The sequence below is a fragment of the Winogradskyella algicola genome (assembly GCF_005869935.1).
Taxonomy (GTDB): domain Bacteria; phylum Bacteroidota; class Bacteroidia; order Flavobacteriales; family Flavobacteriaceae; genus Winogradskyella; species Winogradskyella algicola.
The window spans coordinates 923,761-946,145 of the sequence record NZ_SZQF01000001.1 but is presented as its reverse complement, the minus strand read 5'-3'; the positions used below and the strand labels follow the sequence as shown (position 1 = coordinate 946,145).

Genomic DNA, 22,385 nt, shown 5'->3' with positions numbered 1-22,385 from the left:
TATTTGATTATTTCTAAAAGCAAAGTAGAGATTTCGACTGCACCCAAGTCCAATACTTATTTTTAATCGTTACGCTGTGCTACTGCAGTTTTTACCGTTTTGTATCCGTCTTTTAGCACCTCGTAAACTTTACTCCTAAAGGATTGTCCCATCTCATCTTCCACATCTTCTAATAGTGTTTTTGCATCAACTGTTTTATTAGCTTCCTTCTGCAACTTATCTTTAAAAAGTTCTTTGCTTGCTACTTTAAGAAGTGAATCTACTTCTCTATCCGTAGCATTACTGTTTTTTGTATTTATATCTTTTATTGCGTTAGCTACAGCATCTTTATCTATTCTAGCTTCTTCAATTATTGTTTTCTGTTCGTTTTTTAAGTTGACGATATCTTTAGAACTGTTTTCTTCAATTTTTTGCTCAACTGCTAATTGTGTATCTACCTTACTCTTAGTAGTTGGTTTATAATTAATTATTTCTGTTTTACTCTTTTTGTCTTGACCTTCAGAACCTACTTCCACTTCATTATTATCTGATGCTAATTCTATCGACTTAATTTCGATTGTATTAGACTTTTCTGTGTTGTTAGAATTATCTTTTACATCTTGCTCAACCACCTTAGGTAGGCTTTGTTCAGTATTTTTAGGCCCTAATGTTTGCATCACAACCGTTAATGTAATTATAACTGCTGCTGCTATTCCCATCCACCAAAACCAAGGAAATCTAGATTTCTTCTCTTCTGCATCCAGGCGTTCAGACAGTTTTGTCCAACTTTCTGCCGAAGGTTGCAAACTACGCTCTTCTAGCTTATCTTTTAGTTGTTCTTCAAATTTAATTGGTGCCATAACTGCTGTTGTTTAATTCTTTAATCTTTTTTTGAAGCATTTGTCTGGCTTTAAACAATTGCGACTTAGAAGTACCTTCTGATATGTTTAATAACTCAGCTATTTCGTGATGCTTATAGCCTTCTATTGCATACATTATAAATACCATTTTATAGCCTTCTGGCAGACTATCTATTAGCTGTTGAATTTCTGCAACCTCAATATTAGTCTTAATATTATTAGTATAATCTTGCTCTAAATAATCATCTTCTAAAGCAAACTCAATATGCTTTTGTTGCCTTAAAAACGATATTGATTCTCGCACCATAATACGCCTCACCCAACCTTCAAAACTACCTTCGTTCTTAAATGTTTTTAGATACTTAAACACTTTAAAGAATCCATTTAGCATAACTTCTTCAGCTTTCTGCACATCTTTAATGTAGTATCTGCAAACACTTAACATTTTAGGCGCATGCAACTCATACAACACGTGCTGTGCTTCGCGATTGTTTTTCGCAGCTCTTTGTATAAGCTTAGTTTCGTTTTTATGAAGCTGAATAACTCTCATCTTGTTGGTTACGATTGCTCTTCTATTTATAAAGACGCAAATATCTTACTAATGGTTGTCTGGAAAGTAAAAAAAATTAAAAATAATCTTTAAACACCTTTAATACAGTGTTTTGAAATTTATTTTTTTCTATCAATTACATAATTAACCATGAGCTCTAGTGAAGCTTTATATGGAGATTGCGGGTATTTTCTAAGTAAGTTTAAAGCCTCTTGTTGAAAGTCTTTCATTTTTGAAATGGCATAATCTAAACCACCATTAGATTTTACAAAAGCAATAACTTCCTTGACGCGCTTTTTATCTTTATTATGATTTTTAACGGAGTTGATTAACCAAGATTTTTCCTTCTTTGAACAATTATTAAGTACATAAATTAAAGGTAGTGTCATCTTCTGCTCCTTTATATCTATTCCTGTTGGTTTGCCTATTTTTTCTTCACCATAATCAAATAAATCATCTTTTATTTGAAAAGCCATACCTATGAGCTCCCCAAACTTTCGCATAATATCAACTTCGGCAGAATTAGGTTTTACAGATGCTGCTCCTAGACTACAACAAGCTGCGATTAACGTTGCTGTTTTCTGACGAATTATATCGTAATAAACAGTCTCTGTTATATCGAGTTGTCTTGCTTTTTCTATCTGTAGTAATTCGCCTTCGCTCATTTCGCGCACTGCAACAGAAATAATTTTCAGTAAATCAAAATCATTATTATCAATAGAAAGTAAAAGTCCTTTAGAAAGTAGATAATCACCAATTAAGACTGCTATCTTATTTTTCCATAGGGCATTGATAGAGAAGAAACCTCTACGTCTGTTGCTATCATCTACAACATCATCATGTACTAAAGTTGCTGTATGTATCAATTCTATAACCGAAGCACCTCTGTACGTACGCTCACTAACCTCACCATTATTTAGCATTTTAGCAACCAAAAACACAAACATTGGTCGCATTTGCTTGCCTTTTCTGTTAACAATATAGTGTGTTATTCTATTAAGCAATGCCACTCTACTAGCCATAGAAAGCTGAAACTTTTGCTCAAAAAGCTCCATCTCGTAGGCAATTGGCTGCTTAATTTGTTCAGTTATTTTCATAAATGCATATAAAACTTTGCAAAATTACAAATAAAGCCGCTTTTTATCGTTAAAAATTGAATATTACAAAATTAACACGTTCGGTAAACAAATATTTGTAACTTTAGACAATTAATCTAAAAACAAACTTTATGAAAAAAATTACTTTACTGATGGCATTAGTCTTTTCCTCTAGTCTAATGTTTGCACAAGTTGCGCTAACCGAGGACTTCGAAGCTGACTCTACATTCCCTACAGCTAGTGGCTGGACTGTTCAGGATTTATCTACTCCTCCAAACGGAGAAGTTTGGACTATTGATAATACAGGGGAAGCTGGAGGTTTTACTGCTGGAAACACCCTAGTATATGATAACGGTGGTTTTGGTAATTATGCTACTATGGACAGCGATGGCTATGGAAATAATGGCACAATTGAAAACACAACCTTAACTAGCCCTTCCTTTGATTGTTCTAGTTTGACGTCTGTAACACTATCATTTGATACTGTTTATAACGGGAATTTTGGTGGACAAGGATTTATCGATGTTTTTAATGGTACTACTTGGGTTACAATTCAGACATATGCAACGGCTGCAGCTGACACACCCAACACTACCGTTACAGGAACCCAAACATTTGATGTACCTGAATTAGCTGGCGTAAGCAATGCACAAGTAAGATTTAGGTTTACTGGTAATTGGTCTATTTCGTGGTCAGTTGATAACATATCAGTTTTTCAATGTACAGTAGCTCCACCTGCAGCTGTTAGCGCTATTAATCCTATGAATGGAGCAACTGATGTAGATATAAACTACGGAACAACTACAAACAACCTAGGACCAATCGAATGGTCTGAAGCTCCTACAGCAGATAGCTATAATATAAGTCTTGGAACTAACTTAGCAGGTGATGATATTGGAGTTATCACTGGTTTTGCTAGTGGCAATTCCATAAACTTTAACTGGCAACCGAACACTACTTATTATTGGTTTATCGAAGCGGTAAATTGCGCGGGCACAACAGCTAGCCCTGTGTTTAGTTTTACAACATCTGCTTGTACTGATACAACTGCTCCGGGATTAACAAGCGCACCTAGCCCATCTGACGGTGCAATGGATGTAACAATAGATGCTAATGGAAATGCCCTAGCTTTTTCTTGGACAGGTGATCCTAACGCGAGTTATACAGTAAACTTTGGCACGACAAATCCACCAACACAGTCTTTTGATAATTTTGAGCCAGGTGAATCAATAACAGGACTAGCCGAAAATACGACTTATTTTTGGTCTGTAGATGCTCTTAATTGCTTTGGTACTACTACTGGCACGGTCTGGAGTTTTACAACAGGCTTAGCTCTATCGGTAACTGAAAACGAAATAAGCAAGTTTAGTATATACCCTAATCCTGTAATAGATATAGTAAATATTAAATCAACTAATTCTATTATTGACAATATTCAGATATTTGATTTATCTGGAAAGATGATTAGTAACTACGGTAGCAATGATATTTTAGACTCACAAATTGATTTATCAAACCTTTCAAAAGGCATATACTTAATGAAAATTTCTGCTGGTGATAAGACTCAAACATTAAAAATAAATAAAAATTAGTTCTACTATATTTATTAAAAAAAGCGGCTAGTGCCGCTTTTTTTATGCTTTATTTTTATTCGCAAGCTGACCACAAGCAGCATCAATATCTTTACCTCTGCTTCGTCTTACTGTAACTGTAATATTATTAGCTTCTAAAACAGAAACATACATATCTAATGCTTTAGAATCTGCTTGCTGAAACTCACCATAATCAATAGGATTGTATTCTATAAGGTTGACTTTACTTGGTGCAAACTTGCAAAATTCAACAAGTGCATCTACATCTTTGTGTTTATCGTTTATGCCTTTCCAAACAACATATTCGTAAGTAATTCTGTTTTTTGTTTTAGCATACCAGTATTCTAAAGCTTTTCTCAAATCTTTTAAAGGAAATGTAGCGTTGAAAGGCATTATGGATGTTCTCACCTCATCTATAGCTGAATGTAAGGAAACTGCTAGTTTAAATTTAACCTCATCATCAGCCATTTTCTTTATCATTTTCGGCACGCCTGATGTAGATACTACAATTCGTTTTGGTGACATCCCTAAACCTTCTGGTGATGTTATTTTATCAATGGCTTTAAGCACATTGTTGTAGTTCATCAGTGGTTCTCCCATTCCCATAAAAACGATATTACTTAATGGTCTGCCATGGTATAATCTGCTTTCATTATCTATAGCTACAACTTGGTCATAAATTTCATCTGGATTAAGGTTACGCATTCGCTTTAACCTTGCTGTTGCGCAAAACTTGCAATCTAAACTACAACCAACCTGCGAAGATACACAGGCTGTTGTACGTGTCGATGTTGGTATTAATACAGATTCTACGATTAAATCATCATGCAACCGTACAGCGTTTTTTATAGTACCATCAGAACTGCGTTGCATCTGATCTACCTTAATATGGTTAATTACAAAGTTATCCTTTAGCATTTGACGCGTTTGCAAGGATATATTGGTCATATCTTCAAAACTATGGGCCGACTTTTGCCATAACCACTCGTACACTTGGTTTCCTCTAAACGCTTTATCTCCTTGTTTTACAAAAAAATCTCGAAGCTGCTCTTTGGTTAATGCTCTTATATCTTTCTTCTTAACTTCCATATTGTACAAAAATAGGTATTTGTTACTTCATCTATTTTCATGAAATAAAAAACCTCTACTCTTTTGTTTTATATGAGTAGAGGCTTTGTATTATTTTAAAATTCTTAATTAGATGATTAACATGGCATCACCGTAAGAATAGAATCTATATTTTTCCTTCACTGCTTCTTCATAAGCACGTTTTACAAAATCGTGTCCTGCAAAAGCAGAAATCATCATTAATAGTGTAGATTTTGGTGTATGGAAATTAGTGATCATACAGTTTGCAATACTAAAATCATATGGAGGAAAGATAAATTTGTTTGTCCACCCTTCATATGGATTTAATCTACCACTCGATGACACGGAACTTTCTATAGTACGCATAGATGTTGTACCAACAGCACAAACGCGTTTTTTATTCTCTATACCTTTATTTACTACATCAGCAGCTTTTTCGCTGATTATAATTTCTTCGCTATCCATTTTGTGTTTAGAAAGGTCTTCTACCTCTACAGGATTGAAAGTTCCTAAACCAACATGTAATGTAACTTCTGCCATTTCAACACCTTTAATCTCTAAACGCTTTAATAGGTGCTTAGAAAAGTGTAAACCAGCTGTTGGTGCTGCTACTGCTCCTTCATTTTTTGCATATATGGTTTGATAACGCTCTTCATCTTCTGGCTCTACGTCTCTCTTAATATACTTTGGTAGTGGTGTTTGCCCTAACTCAGTTAATTTTCTTCTAAAATCATTGTAAGAACCATCGTATAAGAAACGTAAGGTACGCCCTCTAGAAGTCGTATTATCAATAACCTCTGCTACTAAAGTTTCGTCATCACCAAAGTATAGTTTGTTACCAATTCTAATTTTACGTGCAGGATCTACCAATACATCCCAAAGACGTTGATCTTGGTTTAATTCTCTTAACAAAAACACTTCGATACGCGCACCTGTTTTTTCTTTATTACCGTATAATCTGGCAGGAAAAACTTTGGTGTTGTTCATTATCATTACATCACCTTCATCAAAATAATCGATAATATCCTTAAAAAGTTTGTGCTCGATAGTTTGATTAGCTCTGTCTAGAACCATTAATCTAGACTCATCTCTGTGTTCTGCAGGATGTTCAGCTAATAATTCTTCTGGAAGGTCAAAATTAAAGTTTGATAATTTCATGTATGAGTAATTTTTTTTTGGAAGTTGCAAATATACAATCTCAAAATAGGCCTTGTCAAGTAATTAGCAGTTTATTTTAGAATTCAATATCTGTGGGCAAAGAAACCAAAAAAATTACGTGTCATACAACTTGTAATTAGGACAAAGATTTTGCTTCTGTAACTTCTAATTGAAAACCAATACTTTTTAAGTCTTCCCAGAATTGTGGATACGATTTACTCACCACTTCAGAATCATTAACTTGTAGTGTGGCTTTTAATCCTAGTGGAGCAAATGCCATTGCCATTCTATGGTCATTGTAAGTCTCTACAGACACATTACTTACAATACTTTTAGAGGGTTTTAAACACAAAGATTCATCCGTAATTTCTACTTCTGCACCAAACTTTTCTAACTCAGTTTTTAGGGCTACTAATCTGTCGGTTTCTTTTATTTTTAAGGTATGTAAACCTGTTAAGCTACATTCTAAGCCTAAACCAAATGCAGTCACTGCAATTGTCTGAGCTATGTCTGGCGCATTTCTCAAATCGAACTCTATGGTTTTGTTGTTATCAACTTTCTTAGCTTTTTTTATGGTTACAGAATTATTTTCAAAACTGGTTGCTACACCAAACTCTTTGTACAGTTCTGACAAAATCGAATCTCCTTGCAGTGAATTCTTTTTGTAAGACGATAATTTTATTTCTGTACCAATATCACTTAATGCAGCAATACTAAAATAATATGAAGCTGAAGACCAATCTGACTCTACCACCAAAGTTCTAGGCGCTGTTTGTTTTAGCTGTGGTTTTACAGAAATAACATTGTCTTCAAATTTTGTTTCTACACCAATTTCGTTAAGCAACTCTAAGGTCATTTTGATATATGGAACAGAGGTTATCTTACCATCTAAGGTGAGTTCTAATCCGTTTTCTAATTTTGAAGCTATAAGCAATAATGCAGAGATGTACTGACTACTGACATTAGCTTTGAGTGTAACTTTAGAATTAGTTAGTTTTTTTCCTCTGATTTTAAGAGGCGGAAAACCTTCATTCTCTAAATATTGAATATCTGCACCTAGTAGTTTTAATGCATCTACAAGGATTCCTATGGGACGCTCTTTCATTCTAGAAGAACCTGTCAATGTCACCTCTCTTCCGTCTTGAATTGAAAAATAAGCTGTTAAAAAACGCATAGCTGTACCTGCATGATGGATATCGATCATATCACCATCGGAAGACAATGCCTTTTGCATTAAAACAGAATCGTCTGAATTAGAACTATTTTCAATATCTATACAAGGATATAAAGCTTTTAATAAAAGTAAGCGATTAGATTCACTTTTAGAACCCGTAATTGTGACTGAAGTTTTTTGTTTAGTCTTAGACGAATCGAGAACTTGAATATCCATGTAGTTTTTCTTCTTTTAACAGAAACAAAACTACTTCAATTTTTCATTATTATGATGTCTATCGTGATCGCGTTTTGCTTTTTTATCCATTTTCTTATCAAAAGCAGCTTGTAAATCTATTCCTGTTTGGTTAGCTAAACATAACACCACAAAAACAACATCTGCCAACTCTTCACCTAAATCCTTGTCCTTATCACTGTCTTTTTCACTTTGCTCACCATAACGTCTTGCTATAATACGTGCGACTTCGCCAACTTCTTCAGTAAGCTGTGCCATATTGGTAAGCTCATTAAAGTATCTTACTCCATGTTCTTTAATCCAATTATCTACTTCTTTTTGTGCGTTTTTTATGTTCATAATTTATTCTCTGTTTTTAGAATCTATAATTATAGTTACAGGACCATCATTTACCAAGTGCACTTTCATGTCTGCACCAAACTCACCTGTTTGCACGGGTTTTCCCAAGGTGCTTTGCAAGGTTGAAATAAAATTTTCATAAAGTGGAATTGCTATATCTGGCTTAGCTGCTTTTATATAACTAGGCCTATTTCCTTTTTTGGTACTTGCATGAAGGGTGAATTGACTAACCACAATAATGTTACCATCTGAGTCTAGTAGCGAAGTATTCATAACGCCATTTTCATCTGGAAAGACACGAAGATTTACAATTTTGTTACACAACCAATCAATGTCGTCTTGAGTATCTTCGTTTACAATACCCAACAAGACTAAAAGACCTTTTTCTATTGATGCTACTTCCTTTTTATTAATAACTACAGAAGCTTCAGAAACTCTTTGAATTACTATTTTCATTCGTTATCCCAATTATCTGTTCTATAGTGCTCTTCATCTCCTTCTAAAATCTGAATATAACTTCGATATCTAGAATAAGACACCTCATCGTTTTCTAAGGCCTCTTTAACCGCACATTTCGGTTCTTTTAAGTGCAAGCAATTATTGAATTTACAATCTTGTTTTAAAGCAAAAAACTCAGGAAAATAATCGCCTACCTCTTCCTTTTCCATATCTACAACACCAAAACCTTTGATACCTGGTGTATCTATAATTTTTGCATCAAAACTTAAATCGAACATTTCGGCAAAGGTAGTTGTATGCTGTCCTTGCATGTGCTGCTCTGATATGGCTTTGGTTTTGAGATCTAATGAAGGCTCTATAGCATTAACCAAAGTAGATTTACCAACACCAGAATGACCAGAAAACATACTTACCTTACCTATCATTAAAGATTTTACTTTTTCTACATTATGCCTTGTCGTAGCTGAAATCTCAATGCATTCATAACCTATTTTTTTATAAATACTTTCAAGATATTTTACCTCTAGTAATTTCTCTTCATCATAGGTGTCAATTTTATTGAATAATAAAATAGTTTTCACAGAATAGGCTTCAGCAGTAACCAAAAAACGATCTATAAAACTGGTAAACGTTGGTGGATTATCTAAGGTAACCAAAAGAAATACCTGATCTATATTGGCGGCAATAATATGGGTTTGCTTAGATAGATTTACTGATTTACGGACAATATAATTGGTACGCTCTTCTATACGATGTATAACACCTGTTTCGGTATTATTTTTAGTTTCTAGCTCAAACTCTACGATATCACCCACTGCTATAGGATTGGTACTCTTTATACCCTGAAGTCTAAATCTACCCTTTATTCTACACTCATAAAACTTACCGTTCATTGTTTTAACGGTATACCAACTTCCGGTAGATTTATAAACTGTCCCTGTCATTGAATAATTAAATAATAACAAAGTAACAACTTTTAAAGAAAATAATCTTTACTTTAGGGCTTAAACAAAAATCAACAATCATGAAAAAAAATTTTTTATTTATCGCAGCAATTGCTGTAGGACTAGTTTCATTTTCTTTTATAAACAAAGAAGCCTCTGAAGAGGACAAACCAGTTTCGCAAGTAGAGTACAAAGTTGTAACCGTAGTAGAATCTATAGTACCTAATGGATTAGGTCGTTCACGTATGATATCTGCCAATGAGACTAAAGATTACAAGGAATTTACATCAACAAGATCTGGCGATAAAGATAAAGATGAAAAAAATAAATCTAAACGAAGTGAAATAAGAGTAAAAGACTATGAAGAAACCAAATTACTTAATTTCTATAACCTTGGAGGAATTCGTTTTCAAAATATAGCAGCTAATGATGCTGTGATGACGTCTAAGGTTAATACAATGATTGCCGAAGGATGGGAATTAGCTTTTATTAATACTGGAGTTGAGAGTTCCGGAGGAAAAGGAGATGGTCAAGGTATTTTTATTACACGATACACCTTTAAACGCAGCATATAACAACAATATAAAGGCTCGCAAATGCGAGCCTTTATATTTATTAATGATTAATAATCTCTTCCTGATGATTAATAGATTCTTGGTGAATGGCCTTAAATAGTCGCAGGATAAATTCTTCACTTAGATTTTTCTCTTCACCCTCTAAAATCATTTTGCCCAAAATCTCATTCCAACGTTTGTTTTGTAAAACAGCAACGTTGTGCTTCTTTTTTAAGTTACCAATGTCGTCAGCTACTTGCATACGCTTTCCTAAAATTTCAATTAACTGATGGTCAATAACATCTATTTTAGTTCTTAATGTGTTAATCTTATTTTTAAACTCTGCATCTTCACCGATTTCCTTCCTAATACGTAAATCTTCTGTATACTTAATTAGTGTTTCTGGTGTAATTTGTTGTGCTGCATCGCTCCAAGCATTGTCTGGATCGTGATGTGTTTCTATCATTAAACCATCGTAATTGAGATCTAATGCTGTTTGACTTAAATCGAAAATTATATCTCTACGACCAGCAATATGAGATGGATCCAAGATTAAAGGTAAATCTGGAAAACGATTTTGTAAATCTACTGCAATTTGCCACTCTGGATTGTTTCTGTAGCGCGTTTTTTCATAGGTCGAAAATCCTCTGTGGATGACACCTAAATTCTTAACATCAGCAGTGTAGAAACGCTCTACTGCTCCTAACCACAATGATAAATCTGGGTTTACTGGATTTTTGATCAACACAGGTTTATCCGTTCCTTTTAAAGCATCTGCAATATCCTGCACTATAAATGGACTCACTGTGGTACGTGCTCCAATCCAAAGGATATCCACATCGTGTTTTAATGCTAATTCTACATGATGTGCATTTGCAACCTCAGTAGTTATTTGCATACCTGTTTCTTGCTTGGCTTTTTGAAGCCATTTTAAACCTAAGGCTCCTACGCCTTCAAAATTGCCAGGACGTGTTCTGGGTTTCCAAATTCCGGCTCTTAGAACAGTAGCATCACTATCTTTTAGTTGATGTGCAATTTTTAGAACCTGCTCTTCTGTTTCAGCACTGCAAGGTCCTGCAATTACTAATGGGTGCTCCAAGTTAAAAGCATCTAACCAGTTTCTTAATTCTTTCTTGTTTTCCATCTTACTATTAATCTTCTTTTTCTTAGTTTTTATTTTATTCCGTTTAATATCTCTTTAATATGGTTTGTAGTTTCCATTTCTTTGAAAACCGCTTCAAAATCGTCCTCTAACATCATTCTTTTGAAATGCTCTAGGTTACTTATGTATTCATCCAACGTTTCTATAACATTGGTTTTGTTTTGTTTAAAAATTGGTGTCCACATGGCTGGCGAACTTTTTGCTAAACGCACAGTACTTGCAAAACCACTACCTGCCATATCAAAAATATCGCGTTCGTTTTTCTCTTTTTCTATCACTGTTTTTCCCAACATAAAAGAGCTTATATGTGATAGATGCGATACATAGGCTATATGTTTGTCGTGCGCTTTAGGATTCATATAACGAATACGCATCCCTAAATCCGAAAACAATTTCAATGCTTTTTCCTGAAGCTTGAAAGCGGTTTCTTCAACCTCACAAATAATATTTGTCTTGTCATTATATAGACCATGAGTTGCTGCATCAGGTCCTGAAAATTCTGTACCAGCAATGGGATGTGCTGCTAAAAAATTTCTACGCTTTGGATGATTTTTCACCCTAAGACAAATATCTTCTTTTGTTGAACCAGCATCAAACACCACAGCCTCGTCCGAAACTAGATCTAATACTTTTGGCAACACTTCTAAAGTGGCATCTACAGGAATGGCCACAATAACAACATCTGCTATGCTTAAATCTTCGTAAGTAGCCTTTTTATCAATAATACCCAGAGTTTTTGCTTTATCTAAATGCGTTTCGTTCTTGTCTACACCATACACAACACATTCTGGATTTTGCTTTTTTATATCTAAGGCAAAACTTCCGCCTATCAATCCCACTCCTATTATAAATACATGTTTCATCTATCTAAATTCTCGCTATCGCTTCTTTTATTTGTTCTTCTGGAGAGCATAATGAAAAACGCACATAACCTTCGCCATTACTTCCAAAAACCGTTCCTGGTGTTATAAATATGGAATGTTCTTTTAATACTAAATCGGTAAATTCTTCAGACTTTAAATGTGGTGGCAACTTTGCCCAAACAAACATACCCGTTGCATACTCGTCATAAGTACAGTTTAAAGCCTCTGCAAGTTTCCAGATAAGTTCTCGTCTTTGTTCGTAAACACTATTTAAACTTACAAACCACATATCTGAACATTTTAAGGCTTCTATCGCTCCTTTTTGAATGGCATAAAACATTCCTGAATCCATATTACTTTTTACTTTGAGTACTGCACTGAGATGCTCGTAACTACCCACTAACATACCAACTCGCCAACCTGCCATATTAAAGGTTTTACTTAATGAATTTAACTCCAAACAAACCTCCTTTGCGTGGTTGTAACGCATGATGCTGATAGGCTTTTTGTTTAGAATGAAACTATACGGATTATCGTTTACTATTAAAATATTGTGTCGCCTTCCAAAGGCTATAACTTCGTCATAAAACTTATTTGGCGCATTAGCTCCTGTTGGCATATGCGGATAACTAATCCACATGATTTTGACTTTACTTAAATCTAAGCGTTCTAGAGCAATAAAATCTGGCAACCAATGATTATCCTCCTTTAAATCGTAAAAAACTGGTTTTGCTTCTAACAATTTAGTCACCGCTGAATATGTTGGATATCCTGGATTTGGAATCAAAACCTCATCACCTGGATTTAAAAAAGCCATAGAGATATGCATAATACCTTCTTTACTTCCCAATAGTGGCAAAACCTCAGTTTGCCCACTTAGATTTACTTTATACTGTTTTTTGTAAAAATTGGCAATCTCTTCTCTCAACTCTGGTAAACCTTGGTAACTTTGATATTTGTTAGCTCCTTCCTCATCCAAACTATCTTTTAAGAGCATTGTGGCTTTAAAGGGTGGCTCTAAATCTGGACTACCGATACCAAGGTTGATAATAGGTTTTCCTTGAGATTGCAAAAAGGCCACTTCTCTTAACTTTTTAGAAAAGTAATATTCTTCGACATGTTTTAAACGGTTGGCTACTTCAATCATGTTTTTGCATTTTTATATTCACCTAACACTTTAAAATTCTCTGCCATAATCTGCATAATGGCATATGCTTTTTCGTAATCTTTATGAGCATCAAAAGTAACATCTACAAAGAAGGCATACTTCCAAGGTGTCTCAATTTTTGGTAAAGATTGAATTTTAGTTAGGTTTAGTTTACAATCACTCATTACATTGAGTATTGTAGCTAAACTACCACGTTTATGGTCTAATTCAAATTTTAGAGATGCCTTATTAATTCCTTTTCGTTCAAGATTGCCATTTTCTCGCCTAACAATAGCAAAGCGTGTTTCGTTATGTTTTATCGTTTGGATACTCTCAGCCAAAATATCTAAATGGTATAAACTTGCTGCATTTTTGCTTGCTATAGCTGCGATTCCTTTAATATTATTTTCTGAAATTTGCTTAGCAACTTCTGCTGTATCCTTTGCCTCTACCAACTTAATATTTGGATAATCTTTAAAGAAAACTTTACATTGTAACAATGCCATTGGATGCGAGTGCACTTCTTTTATAGCTGCTAAAGTTTCACCTTTCAAGGCTAATAAATTATGCTGAATATCCAAATAATACTCACCAACAATACTCAGATTATGATTATCTATTAGTGCATAATTTGGAATTATTGAACCTACTATAGAATTCTCTAAAGCCATAACCATGCTATCTGTCTCATGTTGTAATAAATTGTCTACTGCACTATCAAAAGACATACACTCAATGACTTCTGCTGTAGAGCTAAAGTACTTTTGAGCTACCTCGTGATGAAACGACCCTCTTATTCCTTGTATGGCTATTGGTTTTGTCAATCTAACAATTATTTAATGAGATCCTGAAACCACACTTCGACTCACTTCGACTTCGCTCAATGACCAGCGCTCAGTGTGACAGTTCAGGACTTTTCAATCAAAAGGATTGAAAAAGAAAAAGTCTCGAATAATTCGAGACTTTTTTAAACTTATATTTTATTCACTAAAATATACTAAGCCTCGTTTCTTTCGTTAAAAAAGAAATAAAACCAGTTATAATATGCTCTAGATGTATTTGTCATAATTCGATAAGGCTAAAGTAAATAATATTTTCACAAATCAAAATTGTTGAGAACTCTTTTTTGAGCCATTAATAAAATTTTAAAGATTTTGTAATAATCTATGTGTGGAATTAGATATTGATTATTTTTGCCTGCCTTTTAAAATTTAAAGGCATGTTAGCAAGCCCCAAATACTATCAATTAAATTATTTAAAAAATGAAAAAAATCTACCCTACTTATTATTTTTTACTATTTAGCATTATATCTTTTTCTCAAACTTTCGATTGGGAAAGCGCTACTGATACTGGTAACGGAATAAGCCAAACTGTCTCAGGTATCACTGCAACATTTACCTCATCCTACTCTTCTGATGACTCAAAACTTATTAATGGTAATGGCTTTGCAGGCTCATCTGGAAATGTGGTGTATACCTACCAAACCGATTCTGGTGAATCAGCCACAGTTTCTTTTAGCTCTCCAGTTGATATAACTTCGGTGTACGCACTGGCTCCATATACATTTTCTGGAACTCGCACCTATACTTTTACTCCATCAGGCGGCAGCAACTCTAGTGTTAACCAAGACCTCACATATGGCATGGGATCTACCGTAACTCTAAATTGGACCAATGTAACTTCTTTTACAATAACCAGCAGCATAGGTGACGATTCATTTGGTCTAGATGACATTGTCTTTACAACATCCACATTAAGTATTAATGATTTCAATGATGAAAATACAACCATATATCCTATACCATCCTCTGACTTTATTTATATTAAAGAAGCATTAGATATAAAAAGTTATAGCATATTCAATAATCTGGGTGTTAAAATTATGAGTGCAACTATATCTAGTGACCATAGCATAGATATTCAAAATTTAAAGAGTGGAATATACTTTTTAACGTTCGATAACGGTAAAACAACAAAATTTATAAAAGCATAAACAAATTAACGTTTGCTAGCATTAAACAATTACAATTAAGGTGGGTTTGGATGTATTCGAATCCGCCTTAATTTTTATTATTTGTGACTAACCGAAAATCATTAACTTTAATCCCATAAAAGTTGACTATACACCATCGATAGATCGATTAGTTTGTTACTAAAAAATGTACCTGTCAGCGCTTGTGAGAGCAGGAAAAAATAAATTCAAATATTCTGAATTATGTCTATTGAAGTCCATAATATTTCAAAACTATATAAAGATCAAAAAGCATTAAATAACGTTTCTTTTAAAGTAAAGGATGCAGAAGTTGTTGGTTTTTTAGGACCAAATGGCGCCGGAAAATCCACAATGATGAAGATTCTAACAACCTATATTGAAGCTTCTGAAGGCGATGCAAGCGTCAACGGATTTGATGTTACTAAGGACAAGAAGAACGTTCAGAAAAGTGTAGGCTATTTACCAGAACATAATCCGCTTTACACAGATCTTTATGTAAAAGAATATTTGAACTTTAATGCCAATGTGTATGGCGCTCCAAAATCTAGAATTAATGAGGTCATTGAACTTACTGGATTAACACCAGAAGCACATAAAAAGATAGGCCAACTCTCCAAAGGTTACAGACAACGTGTTGGTCTGGCTAACGCGCTACTGCACAATCCCGATGTCTTAATTTTAGATGAACCAACTACAGGCTTAGACCCAAATCAATTAGTAGACATAAGAAACCTTATTAAGGATATTGGTAAAGAAAAAACCGTGTTTTTATCTACGCACATCATGCAAGAGGTTGAGGCCATGTGCGATCGTGTTATAATTATTAACAAAGGGGAAGTTGTTGCAGACAAATACCTCAAAGACCTCAGAGAAGGCCAAGAACAAGTAATTATTGTAGAGTTTGATTATCGTGTTGAGGATACATTTCTGTTACGCTTACCTAAAGTTGCTTCTGTTAAGAATACTTATGGTTTTGTTTACGAAATCACATTTTCAACCAAAGAAGATATGCGCTCTCATGTTTTTGATTTTGCCCACGATAACGAATTAAAGATTCTTCAACTCAATCAAAAAAACGCAAGTCTAGAAAGTTTGTTTAGGGAATTGACGAGTTGATAAAAGCCCATCCTAACCTTCCCAGAAGGAAGGAATTCGTCATATTTAAACTATTCCATTTTACATTTCGATGATTTTTGTCTCTTACGAAAACCCACCCAAAACTCTTCTGAGTTTTCAAAGTTAAGATTTTCTAAAACTGGCACTAAACTCATAGTATCTTTACTACTTTCAAAATAATAAAATAGGATTTTATTAATACCATTTTGTATTATTAATGCTTTTGAAGAGTCTCTCCACTCTCCAAATGTTTCAAAATGAAGAGTGTCATTTTGGATTTTAATTTTTCTCCATTCGGATAATCTTACCCAAGAATTATCTGCTGCAATTCTCATTGAATCCTTCTTGAAATAGAAATAAACTTCTAAATATTGATCTTCTTCACAGATGTAATAGTTTCCAATAATATTCTTATCAGAATCACAGCTGAAAATTATTAAAATAAGGATTAATCCACCAAAGTACTTATATCTCATAATCAATAATTAAATCTAATCAAAAAACAACTGACCAGTATAAACACGCTCTACCTCTACAATTGGTGGTTCATTTACAGAAATAAGATCGCCTGTTCCTCTTAAAATTCCCGTGAGTGATGCTTGTGGATTTACAACCATATCATTACTACCTCTATGGTTTACTTCTACATTTTGAGCAACTAAATTTTCACCTTCAAAACGTCCAGAACCTGAGAAAAAACCAACGAACAGGTTATCTACTGCGCCATCAATATAAAATGATGAAATATTATTTGAAGTAATACGTAAGTTTTCTGAATTTATAGACAATCTAAAATCACCAACTGTAAAATCTGTTGCTTCATTAAAATCTTCTGAGAATAACCTTAAACTTGGATAGGTTAACACTCCATTGGATGAAATTTCATATTGCGACGATGTTCTTATTTCTGTAAGATTTGGTGCTTCAACGTAAATTTTTGTAATACCATAGTCTCTTACATAATTACAAGTATTATCATCTGTGAGCACTAATCTATCTCCAAAAACCTCAACCTTCACATCATTGATTAAGTTCTCACCAGTTTCAATAGTAACTTTATATTCTGGCGCTTCGGTAATGATTAATTCTATACCTCTATTAACTAAAATTCTTTCAAAATCTACAACATCAACTTCTTGCTGAATGATTGAACCTGATGTTTGAAAGCAATCATTAGCGTCTTCGCTATTGCAAGCAAAAACAAGAAAAACCAATAAATAAATTATTTTCTTCATATCTAAAATAGATTCCTTACCTCACTTCGACTTCGCTCAGTGATCAACTCAGGAATGACAAATTTATAATCTTACTCCAATTCCAAATTCAACGGCTTCTGCTTTAGCACCATGAGATTTTAAGGTTATAGCTCCAAAGAATTTATTTCCAAAATAGCGTTTTAGCCCAACTCTTAAATAGGTTCTGCCTTCAAAATCAAACGGATAATATACATAATAGCCTATCTGCGACTCTATCGACATCTTATTGATAAACAACTCATGACCTACAAATAAGCCAACACGTTTATAATCTTCATCACCAGTAACATCTAACTCAGGAAAAGAAACGGATTGATAATAAATCAACTCTTTTAAAAAGTTAGAAAAAAACACATCTGCACCAAACTGAATTGCACTAACATGACTCAAACGTTTGTCTGCATAAGCTGAAACTATATAAAATGGAAATTGCCCACTTCCTATAACGTCGCTCTGATTAATACCACTTCTAAAAGCTATATTATACTTAATGCGTTCGGTAAACTTCTCATCCGGTAAATTATCTATGTATTCTGAATCTTCTTCATCTAAATTGTAGGTTAATCCTAAATTAAAAGCCATAGAATTAACGCTGGTGTTTGGAGCTTTTACATTGGCATTAGAATAATGAATTAAAGACAAACCTGTTTGCAAACCAAGCCTATTAAACAAACGCTCTTTTTTATAATTGAGCATTACGTAAGTAGAACTCAGTAAATGCGTCCCGAAAGCAATGTTTTTATGATTTTCTACCTTATCGTAAGGATTTGTGGTATAGGCAATACCCTGCCCAATTCTAAACATTAGGTTACGCTTAAAAAAGTAGAAATTATAGTGCGCATAGAGGCCAAAATTTTCACCAAGCACATCATTCTTTAAGTTTTGATAAATGAAAGACGCACCATAGTCTGGATAATTAAACCGTTGTTGCCAAGCTTCTTCACCAAACGTTTTCTTATTCCAACTGAGAATTACACCTTCTGGATGCCCTTGAATTAAATGAAGGATATCGTTATTGTGAAGAGCTATATTCCCAGCAAAATAGTTTATATCTAGGTAAGAATTTGAATTCTCATTATTTTGAGCAAACAATAAGAATTTAAACATTATAACTATAGCTGTTAGCCAGTATTTCATAAATCAATGATTACTGGCAAAAGTAACAGAATATTTAATTTAAAAATAGCGTTGCTACTAAAGATAATACTGTTATTACCATTAACTTTAGTGCAAAACCGAATTCTAATTTATACTTTTTCATGCGATTTGGTTTTGCTGCAAATTTCTGTAATATCTATATTTTAAATCTTAGCAATAGCGCAATAAATGGTTAATAAAACATTAATTAAAACTGTGTACATTAACCTTTTGTAAATGCGCACAAAGTTTAAGAATATCCGAAAGCACACCTCTTGCGGTTACCGCCTTACCTGCACCTGCGCCTTGAATTACTAATGGTTGCTCATTATACGATTCTGTATAAATTTCAATAAGGTTATCGGTACCTTTTAACTGTCCTAAAGTTGAAGCCTTAGGCACAGAAACAAGCTTCACTTCTAAGGTGTTTTTTAGCACATCTAGTTCGCCAATGTACCGTAAAACAGTGTCTTTATTTTGTTTTACCGTACTTGTTTTTATACTGTCATCTAACTCAAAAGCACGTTCTTTAAACTCACTTAAAGTTGTAGATCCATTTAGCTTTTTAGGCACCAAAGAGGTTATGCTTATACTACTAAGTTCTACTTTTAAGTCCAATTCTCTTGCTAAAATCAAGAGTTTTCTTGCCACGTCTTTACCAGATAAATCGTCTCGTGGATCTGGTTCTGTTAACCCTAATTTTACCGCATTATCTAAAACCTCATGAAATGGTTTTGTTTGCTGAGAAAAGGTATTAAAAATATAACTCAACGATCCTGAAAACACACCTTTTATTTTGCGGATTTCTTCGCCTGATTGATGCAGATTTCTAACAGTCTCTACAATTGGTAATCCAGCGCAAACATTAGTCTCGTATAAAAATTTTTTATTGTTCTGATTTAATACTTTTCGTAAGTCTTTATAAAAATTATAATCTAGAGTATTAGCAATCTTGTTTGCAGCAATGATATGAAAACCGTTCTCTATGAGTGAGGTATAATTCTCAACAAAACCAGCACTTGCTGTAGCATCAATTGCGATAGCATGTTCTACTCCTAAAGCCTTAAAATGATTGATTATATCTTTAATGTTATAAGGCTCTGAAACTTTTTCAAAATCCACCTCCCATTCGCCTAAAGTATCATTAGCAAAAAATGCCAAGGCTGAATTTGCAATTACAGGTATTTGAATATCTAAATCCTGATGCTTATAGATTTTTCGTTTTTGCTGTTGAATTTGATTGATTAACGTAGAGCCTACATTACCAATTCCGAATATAGCTAGATGTATGGTTGTCATGTTCTTGTAATTTTAAATTAAAAACTGGTTTCAATAGCTTAATGAGCTGCTGATACTCTATTAAAAAAGCATCGTGACCATCATTAGATTTTAGTTCACCAATACTAACGTTTTCTTTTACTGATTTTAGCTCTACAAACGTGTTCCAGTTTTCGTCTGATTTAAATAATAAATCTGAATTAATTGTTATAATATGAATGTGAGAAGCAATGCTTTTTGCTACTTCGGTAAACGAGGCTCTGCCTTGTGTAATATCGATAATTTTTAAAATTTGATTCATCATTTTGTAAGCTGACAATTCAAATCTTCCTTCTAGTTTTTCTCCATGATGCGCCAACCAGGTTTCAATTTTAAAAGCATCTTTTCGTTGTTTTTCTCTTTTAAATTTTGAAGCAAAAGATTCTGGCGTTCTGTAAAACGTCATGGCATGCAATCTGGCATCAAAAAGTGGTTGAGACGAGTGGTTTAATATTTCATCTTGAATAAAACAATTACCAATTACCCAGTCGGTAGATTTCCAGTCTGTAGCTATTGGAATTACATATTCTGCCAAATTTGGTCGCAATGCTGCCAACTCCCAAGTAATACCGCCACCAACAGATGCGCCAACGATAGCGTATAAAACATTAATCTTTAAACGATTTAGTCCTTCAGAAAGAATACGAGCCACATCTCTTGCTGTAAATTCTTTATAATATTCTAAAAAAGATTCTTCTAATCCGCCAAACCCATTACCTGGTACATTAAACGCTAAAACCGTATAGACGTCCGTATCTATAACCTTACCTTTACCAACAATATCATTCCACCAGCCATTTTTTCCTGTTACTTGAGAATTCCCTGTTAAAGCATGATTTACTAATACTATTGGGTTGTTTCCTAATGGTTTTCCGAATACTTGATACGACAATCTAAGGCTAATGTTTCTGCCACTACACAACTCAAAATGATCTATCTCAATAAATTTAAGTACACTCATAATTGTAATTTTTTTCTTCTCTAAAAATTTTCAAATTAAGCTGAACGATAGTCTAGTCGCCCAGCTTAATTAAACAACACTAATACAAAAAGAGATTAAGCCAATTGAGGCTTTGTTATTAATTGAAATGCCTCTTTTAAATCGGCTTTTAGATCTTCAACATTCTCAATACCAACAGATAACCTTATAAGGTCTTTTGTAACTCCTGTGCTTTCTTGCGCCTCATCGCTTAATTGCTGATGCGTTGTGCTTGCAGGATGAATGATTAAAGATTTTGTATCGCCAATATTGGCTAATAACGAAAATAACTTCGTTTTATCAGCTATAATTTTTGCAGCGTCATAGCCACCATCAACTCCAAAAGTTACGATACCACTTTGTCCTTTTGGCAAGTATTTTTTTGCCAAAACTTTGTATTTACTGGTTTCTAAACCAGGATAATTTACCCATGAAACTTCTGGTTGCTCTTCTAGCCATTTGGCAAGTTCCAGTGCGTTTTCGCTATGTTTTTTTATTCGTAATTCTAAGGTCTCTAAACCTTGAATGATTTGAAATGCATTAAACGGACTTAATGCTCCACCATAATCTCTCAACCCCTCAATTCTCACTTTTGCAATAAATGCTGCTGCCTCTAAAGCTTCGCTATACACCAAACCATGATAACCAGGTGAAGGCTCTGTAAATTCTGGGAATTTTCCATTTGTCCAATCAAAAGTACCTGCATCTATAATTACACCTCCAAGTGCCGTACCATTGCCATTAATGTACTTTGTTAACGAGTGAATAACGATGTTAGCTCCATATTTTATTGGATTTAACAAATAAGGTGTTGCTACCGTATTATCTACAATTAATGGTACTTTAAATCCTTTCGCTTTTTTTGAAATTGCTTCGATATCTAAAACATCTAACTTCGGATTTCCGAGAGATTCTATAAAGAATGCTCTGGTATTTTCTTGAGCAGCATTTTTAAAGTTTTCTGGATTTGATGGATCTACAAAAGTCGTAGTGATACCATGTCTTGGCAATGTTACACTCAGCAAATTATAGGTTCCGCCATACAAACTGCTTGATGCTACAACGTGATCTCCAGCCTTTAAAAGTGTAAGTAATGATGTTGCTATAGCAGAAGTACCAGATGCTGTAACTACTGCTGCAATACCTCCCTCTAAAGCTGCTAGACGTTGCTCTAAAACATCGTTTGTTGGGTTGTTGATTCGGGTATAAATGTTGCCTGTTTCTGCCAATGCGAATAAATTGGCAGCATGGTCAGAGTCATTAAAGACATAAGCTGTAGATTGATAAATTGGAACTGCTCTTGTTCCTCCATTGTTTGTTACATCATGCCCTGCGTGCAACGCTTTTGTTGCAAATTTTTGTGTACTCATTTTTCTAAGTTTTTG

The 22,385-nt window shown here is 34.0% G+C and carries 23 protein-coding genes; 4 read left to right on the top strand and 19 right to left on the bottom strand.

Going from position 1 to position 22,385, the window contains the following annotated elements; all coding sequences use genetic code 11:
* Window positions 1-62: 62 nt before the first annotated feature.
* The 3 genes from FC091_RS04095 to FC091_RS04085 form a co-directional block, all read right to left on the bottom strand.
* A complete protein-coding gene (locus FC091_RS04095; protein ID WP_138432996.1) occupies window positions 63-839 on the bottom strand; it encodes a hypothetical protein in 777 nt (258 codons plus the stop codon).
* Window positions 826-1,389 carry an RNA polymerase sigma factor gene (locus FC091_RS04090; RefSeq protein WP_138432995.1) on the bottom strand — a complete coding sequence of 188 codons (564 nt, stop codon included), beginning with the start codon at window positions 1,387-1,389 and terminating at the stop codon, window positions 826-828. The genes FC091_RS04095 and FC091_RS04090 overlap by 14 nt, the downstream gene beginning before the upstream one ends.
* A gap of 119 nt (window positions 1,390-1,508) precedes the next feature.
* Window positions 1,509-2,486: a polyprenyl synthetase family protein gene (locus tag FC091_RS04085; protein ID WP_138432994.1), complete on the bottom strand. Its 978-nt coding sequence runs from the start codon at window positions 2,484-2,486 to the stop codon at window positions 1,509-1,511.
* A 131-nt stretch (window positions 2,487-2,617) separates the two neighbouring features.
* On the opposite strand from FC091_RS04085, the gene FC091_RS04080 reads away from it, so the two are divergent.
* Complete coding sequence (locus FC091_RS04080) at window positions 2,618-4,078, top strand: T9SS type A sorting domain-containing protein (RefSeq protein WP_138432993.1); 1,461 nt, start codon at window positions 2,618-2,620, stop codon at window positions 4,076-4,078.
* 42 nt (window positions 4,079-4,120) lie between these two features.
* Here the strand turns inward: FC091_RS04080 and rlmN are convergent, their stop codons facing one another.
* The 6 genes from rlmN to rsgA all read right to left on the bottom strand — a co-directional run bounded on the left by rlmN (window position 4,121) and on the right by rsgA (window position 9,475).
* On the bottom strand, window positions 4,121-5,167 hold the full coding sequence (gene rlmN, locus FC091_RS04075; RefSeq protein WP_138432992.1) for a 23S rRNA (adenine(2503)-C(2))-methyltransferase RlmN: 1,047 nt from the start codon (window positions 5,165-5,167) through the stop codon (window positions 4,121-4,123).
* Window positions 5,168-5,275: 108 nt separating this feature from the next.
* Window positions 5,276-6,325, bottom strand: a complete 1,050-nt coding sequence (gene queA, locus FC091_RS04070) for a tRNA preQ1(34) S-adenosylmethionine ribosyltransferase-isomerase QueA (protein ID WP_138432991.1) — start codon at window positions 6,323-6,325, stop codon at window positions 5,276-5,278.
* Between the two features lie 136 nt (window positions 6,326-6,461).
* On the bottom strand, window positions 6,462-7,715 hold the full coding sequence (aroA, locus tag FC091_RS04065) for a 3-phosphoshikimate 1-carboxyvinyltransferase (RefSeq protein WP_138432990.1): 1,254 nt from the start codon (window positions 7,713-7,715) through the stop codon (window positions 6,462-6,464).
* Between the two features lie 30 nt (window positions 7,716-7,745).
* On the bottom strand, window positions 7,746-8,072 hold the full coding sequence (locus tag FC091_RS04060; RefSeq protein WP_138432989.1) for a nucleotide pyrophosphohydrolase: 327 nt from the start codon (window positions 8,070-8,072) through the stop codon (window positions 7,746-7,748).
* A gap of 3 nt (window positions 8,073-8,075) precedes the next feature.
* Window positions 8,076-8,528, bottom strand: coding sequence for a D-aminoacyl-tRNA deacylase (gene dtd / locus FC091_RS04055; protein ID WP_138432988.1), 453 nt, complete (start codon window positions 8,526-8,528; stop codon window positions 8,076-8,078).
* Window positions 8,525-9,475 carry a ribosome small subunit-dependent GTPase A gene (gene rsgA / locus FC091_RS04050; protein WP_138432987.1) on the bottom strand — a complete coding sequence of 317 codons (951 nt, stop codon included), beginning with the start codon at window positions 9,473-9,475 and terminating at the stop codon, window positions 8,525-8,527. Before rsgA ends, dtd begins: the two co-directional genes overlap by 4 nt.
* An 80-nt stretch (window positions 9,476-9,555) precedes the next feature.
* Here rsgA and FC091_RS04045 point away from each other — a divergent pair, with 80 nt between their 5' ends.
* Window positions 9,556-10,050, top strand: a complete 495-nt coding sequence (locus FC091_RS04045; protein WP_138432986.1) for a hypothetical protein — start codon at window positions 9,556-9,558, stop codon at window positions 10,048-10,050.
* Between the two features lie 40 nt (window positions 10,051-10,090).
* Here FC091_RS04045 and FC091_RS04040 read toward each other — a convergent pair whose 3' ends face one another.
* The 4 genes from FC091_RS04040 to FC091_RS04025 are packed head-to-tail and all read right to left on the bottom strand — an operon-like array spanning window position 10,091 to window position 14,025.
* Entirely contained in the window at window positions 10,091-11,173 is a 1,083-nt protein-coding gene (locus FC091_RS04040) for a bifunctional 3-deoxy-7-phosphoheptulonate synthase/chorismate mutase type II (protein ID WP_138432985.1), read from the bottom strand.
* A 29-nt stretch (window positions 11,174-11,202) separates the two neighbouring features.
* A complete protein-coding gene (locus FC091_RS04035; RefSeq protein ID WP_138432984.1) occupies window positions 11,203-12,054 on the bottom strand; it encodes a prephenate dehydrogenase in 852 nt (283 codons plus the stop codon).
* Window positions 12,055-12,058: 4 nt separating this feature from the next.
* The gene (locus FC091_RS04030) at window positions 12,059-13,201 is read right to left on the bottom strand and encodes a pyridoxal phosphate-dependent aminotransferase (RefSeq protein WP_138432983.1); all 1,143 of its coding nucleotides are present in this window, start codon (window positions 13,199-13,201) and stop codon (window positions 12,059-12,061) included.
* Complete coding sequence (locus FC091_RS04025) at window positions 13,198-14,025, bottom strand: prephenate dehydratase (protein ID WP_138432982.1); 828 nt, start codon at window positions 14,023-14,025, stop codon at window positions 13,198-13,200. Before FC091_RS04025 ends, FC091_RS04030 begins: the two co-directional genes overlap by 4 nt.
* Before the next feature lie 438 nt (window positions 14,026-14,463).
* Here FC091_RS04025 and FC091_RS04020 point away from each other — a divergent pair, with 438 nt between their 5' ends.
* Both FC091_RS04020 and gldA read left to right on the top strand, forming a co-directional pair.
* Entirely contained in the window at window positions 14,464-15,195 is a 732-nt protein-coding gene (locus tag FC091_RS04020; RefSeq protein WP_138432981.1) for a T9SS type A sorting domain-containing protein, read from the top strand.
* A 222-nt stretch (window positions 15,196-15,417) separates the two neighbouring features.
* Window positions 15,418-16,311 carry a gliding motility-associated ABC transporter ATP-binding subunit GldA gene (gene gldA, locus FC091_RS04015; RefSeq protein WP_138432980.1) on the top strand — a complete coding sequence of 298 codons (894 nt, stop codon included), beginning with the start codon at window positions 15,418-15,420 and terminating at the stop codon, window positions 16,309-16,311.
* Window positions 16,312-16,361: 50 nt separating this feature from the next.
* On the opposite strand, the gene FC091_RS04010 is transcribed toward gldA, so the two are convergent.
* From FC091_RS04010 to FC091_RS03985, 6 genes are all read right to left on the bottom strand, one after another.
* Window positions 16,362-16,787, bottom strand: coding sequence for a hypothetical protein (locus FC091_RS04010; RefSeq protein ID WP_138432979.1), 426 nt, complete (start codon window positions 16,785-16,787; stop codon window positions 16,362-16,364).
* A 15-nt stretch (window positions 16,788-16,802) separates the two neighbouring features.
* Window positions 16,803-17,546 carry a head GIN domain-containing protein gene (locus FC091_RS04005; RefSeq protein ID WP_138432978.1) on the bottom strand — a complete coding sequence of 248 codons (744 nt, stop codon included), beginning with the start codon at window positions 17,544-17,546 and terminating at the stop codon, window positions 16,803-16,805.
* A gap of 63 nt (window positions 17,547-17,609) precedes the next feature.
* Window positions 17,610-18,704, bottom strand: coding sequence for an acyloxyacyl hydrolase (locus FC091_RS04000; RefSeq protein ID WP_138432977.1), 1,095 nt, complete (start codon window positions 18,702-18,704; stop codon window positions 17,610-17,612).
* A gap of 204 nt (window positions 18,705-18,908) precedes the next feature.
* Window positions 18,909-20,003, bottom strand: a complete 1,095-nt coding sequence (locus tag FC091_RS03995; protein WP_138432976.1) for a homoserine dehydrogenase family protein — start codon at window positions 20,001-20,003, stop codon at window positions 18,909-18,911.
* Window positions 19,966-20,982: an alpha/beta fold hydrolase gene (locus tag FC091_RS03990; protein ID WP_138432975.1), complete on the bottom strand. Its 1,017-nt coding sequence runs from the start codon at window positions 20,980-20,982 to the stop codon at window positions 19,966-19,968. The genes FC091_RS03995 and FC091_RS03990 overlap by 38 nt, the downstream gene beginning before the upstream one ends.
* A gap of 95 nt (window positions 20,983-21,077) precedes the next feature.
* Complete coding sequence (locus FC091_RS03985) at window positions 21,078-22,370, bottom strand: O-acetylhomoserine aminocarboxypropyltransferase/cysteine synthase family protein (RefSeq protein WP_138432974.1); 1,293 nt, start codon at window positions 22,368-22,370, stop codon at window positions 21,078-21,080.
* Window positions 22,371-22,385 lie beyond the last annotated feature (15 nt).

What these genes read in the sequence shown, in the direction of transcription:
- FC091_RS04095 (WP_138432996.1), bottom strand. Translation starts at nt 839, where the DNA reads ATGGCACCAATTAAATTTGAAGAACAACTAAAAGATAAGCTAGAAGAG.
- FC091_RS04090 (WP_138432995.1), bottom strand. Translation starts at nt 1,389, where the DNA reads ATGAGAGTTATTCAGCTTCATAAAAACGAAACTAAGCTTATACAAAGA.
- FC091_RS04085 (WP_138432994.1), bottom strand. Translation starts at nt 2,486, where the DNA reads ATGAAAATAACTGAACAAATTAAGCAGCCAATTGCCTACGAGATGGAG.
- FC091_RS04080 (WP_138432993.1), top strand. Translation starts at nt 2,618, where the DNA reads ATGAAAAAAATTACTTTACTGATGGCATTAGTCTTTTCCTCTAGTCTA.
- rlmN (WP_138432992.1), bottom strand. Translation starts at nt 5,167, where the DNA reads ATGGAAGTTAAGAAGAAAGATATAAGAGCATTAACCAAAGAGCAGCTT.
- queA (WP_138432991.1), bottom strand. Translation starts at nt 6,325, where the DNA reads ATGAAATTATCAAACTTTAATTTTGACCTTCCAGAAGAATTATTAGCT.
- aroA (WP_138432990.1), bottom strand. Translation starts at nt 7,715, where the DNA reads ATGGATATTCAAGTTCTCGATTCGTCTAAGACTAAACAAAAAACTTCA.
- FC091_RS04060 (WP_138432989.1), bottom strand. Translation starts at nt 8,072, where the DNA reads ATGAACATAAAAAACGCACAAAAAGAAGTAGATAATTGGATTAAAGAA.
- dtd (WP_138432988.1), bottom strand. Translation starts at nt 8,528, where the DNA reads ATGAAAATAGTAATTCAAAGAGTTTCTGAAGCTTCTGTAGTTATTAAT.
- rsgA (WP_138432987.1), bottom strand. Translation starts at nt 9,475, where the DNA reads ATGACAGGGACAGTTTATAAATCTACCGGAAGTTGGTATACCGTTAAA.
- FC091_RS04045 (WP_138432986.1), top strand. Translation starts at nt 9,556, where the DNA reads ATGAAAAAAAATTTTTTATTTATCGCAGCAATTGCTGTAGGACTAGTT.
- FC091_RS04040 (WP_138432985.1), bottom strand. Translation starts at nt 11,173, where the DNA reads ATGGAAAACAAGAAAGAATTAAGAAACTGGTTAGATGCTTTTAACTTG.
- FC091_RS04035 (WP_138432984.1), bottom strand. Translation starts at nt 12,054, where the DNA reads ATGAAACATGTATTTATAATAGGAGTGGGATTGATAGGCGGAAGTTTT.
- FC091_RS04030 (WP_138432983.1), bottom strand. Translation starts at nt 13,201, where the DNA reads ATGATTGAAGTAGCCAACCGTTTAAAACATGTCGAAGAATATTACTTT.
- FC091_RS04020 (WP_138432981.1), top strand. Translation starts at nt 14,464, where the DNA reads ATGAAAAAAATCTACCCTACTTATTATTTTTTACTATTTAGCATTATA.
- gldA (WP_138432980.1), top strand. Translation starts at nt 15,418, where the DNA reads ATGTCTATTGAAGTCCATAATATTTCAAAACTATATAAAGATCAAAAA.
- FC091_RS04010 (WP_138432979.1), bottom strand. Translation starts at nt 16,787, where the DNA reads ATGAGATATAAGTACTTTGGTGGATTAATCCTTATTTTAATAATTTTC.
- FC091_RS04005 (WP_138432978.1), bottom strand. Translation starts at nt 17,546, where the DNA reads ATGAAGAAAATAATTTATTTATTGGTTTTTCTTGTTTTTGCTTGCAAT.
- FC091_RS04000 (WP_138432977.1), bottom strand. Translation starts at nt 18,704, where the DNA reads ATGAAATACTGGCTAACAGCTATAGTTATAATGTTTAAATTCTTATTG.
- FC091_RS03995 (WP_138432976.1), bottom strand. Translation starts at nt 20,003, where the DNA reads ATGACAACCATACATCTAGCTATATTCGGAATTGGTAATGTAGGCTCT.
- FC091_RS03990 (WP_138432975.1), bottom strand. Translation starts at nt 20,982, where the DNA reads ATGAGTGTACTTAAATTTATTGAGATAGATCATTTTGAGTTGTGTAGT.
- FC091_RS03985 (WP_138432974.1), bottom strand. Translation starts at nt 22,370, where the DNA reads ATGAGTACACAAAAATTTGCAACAAAAGCGTTGCACGCAGGGCATGAT.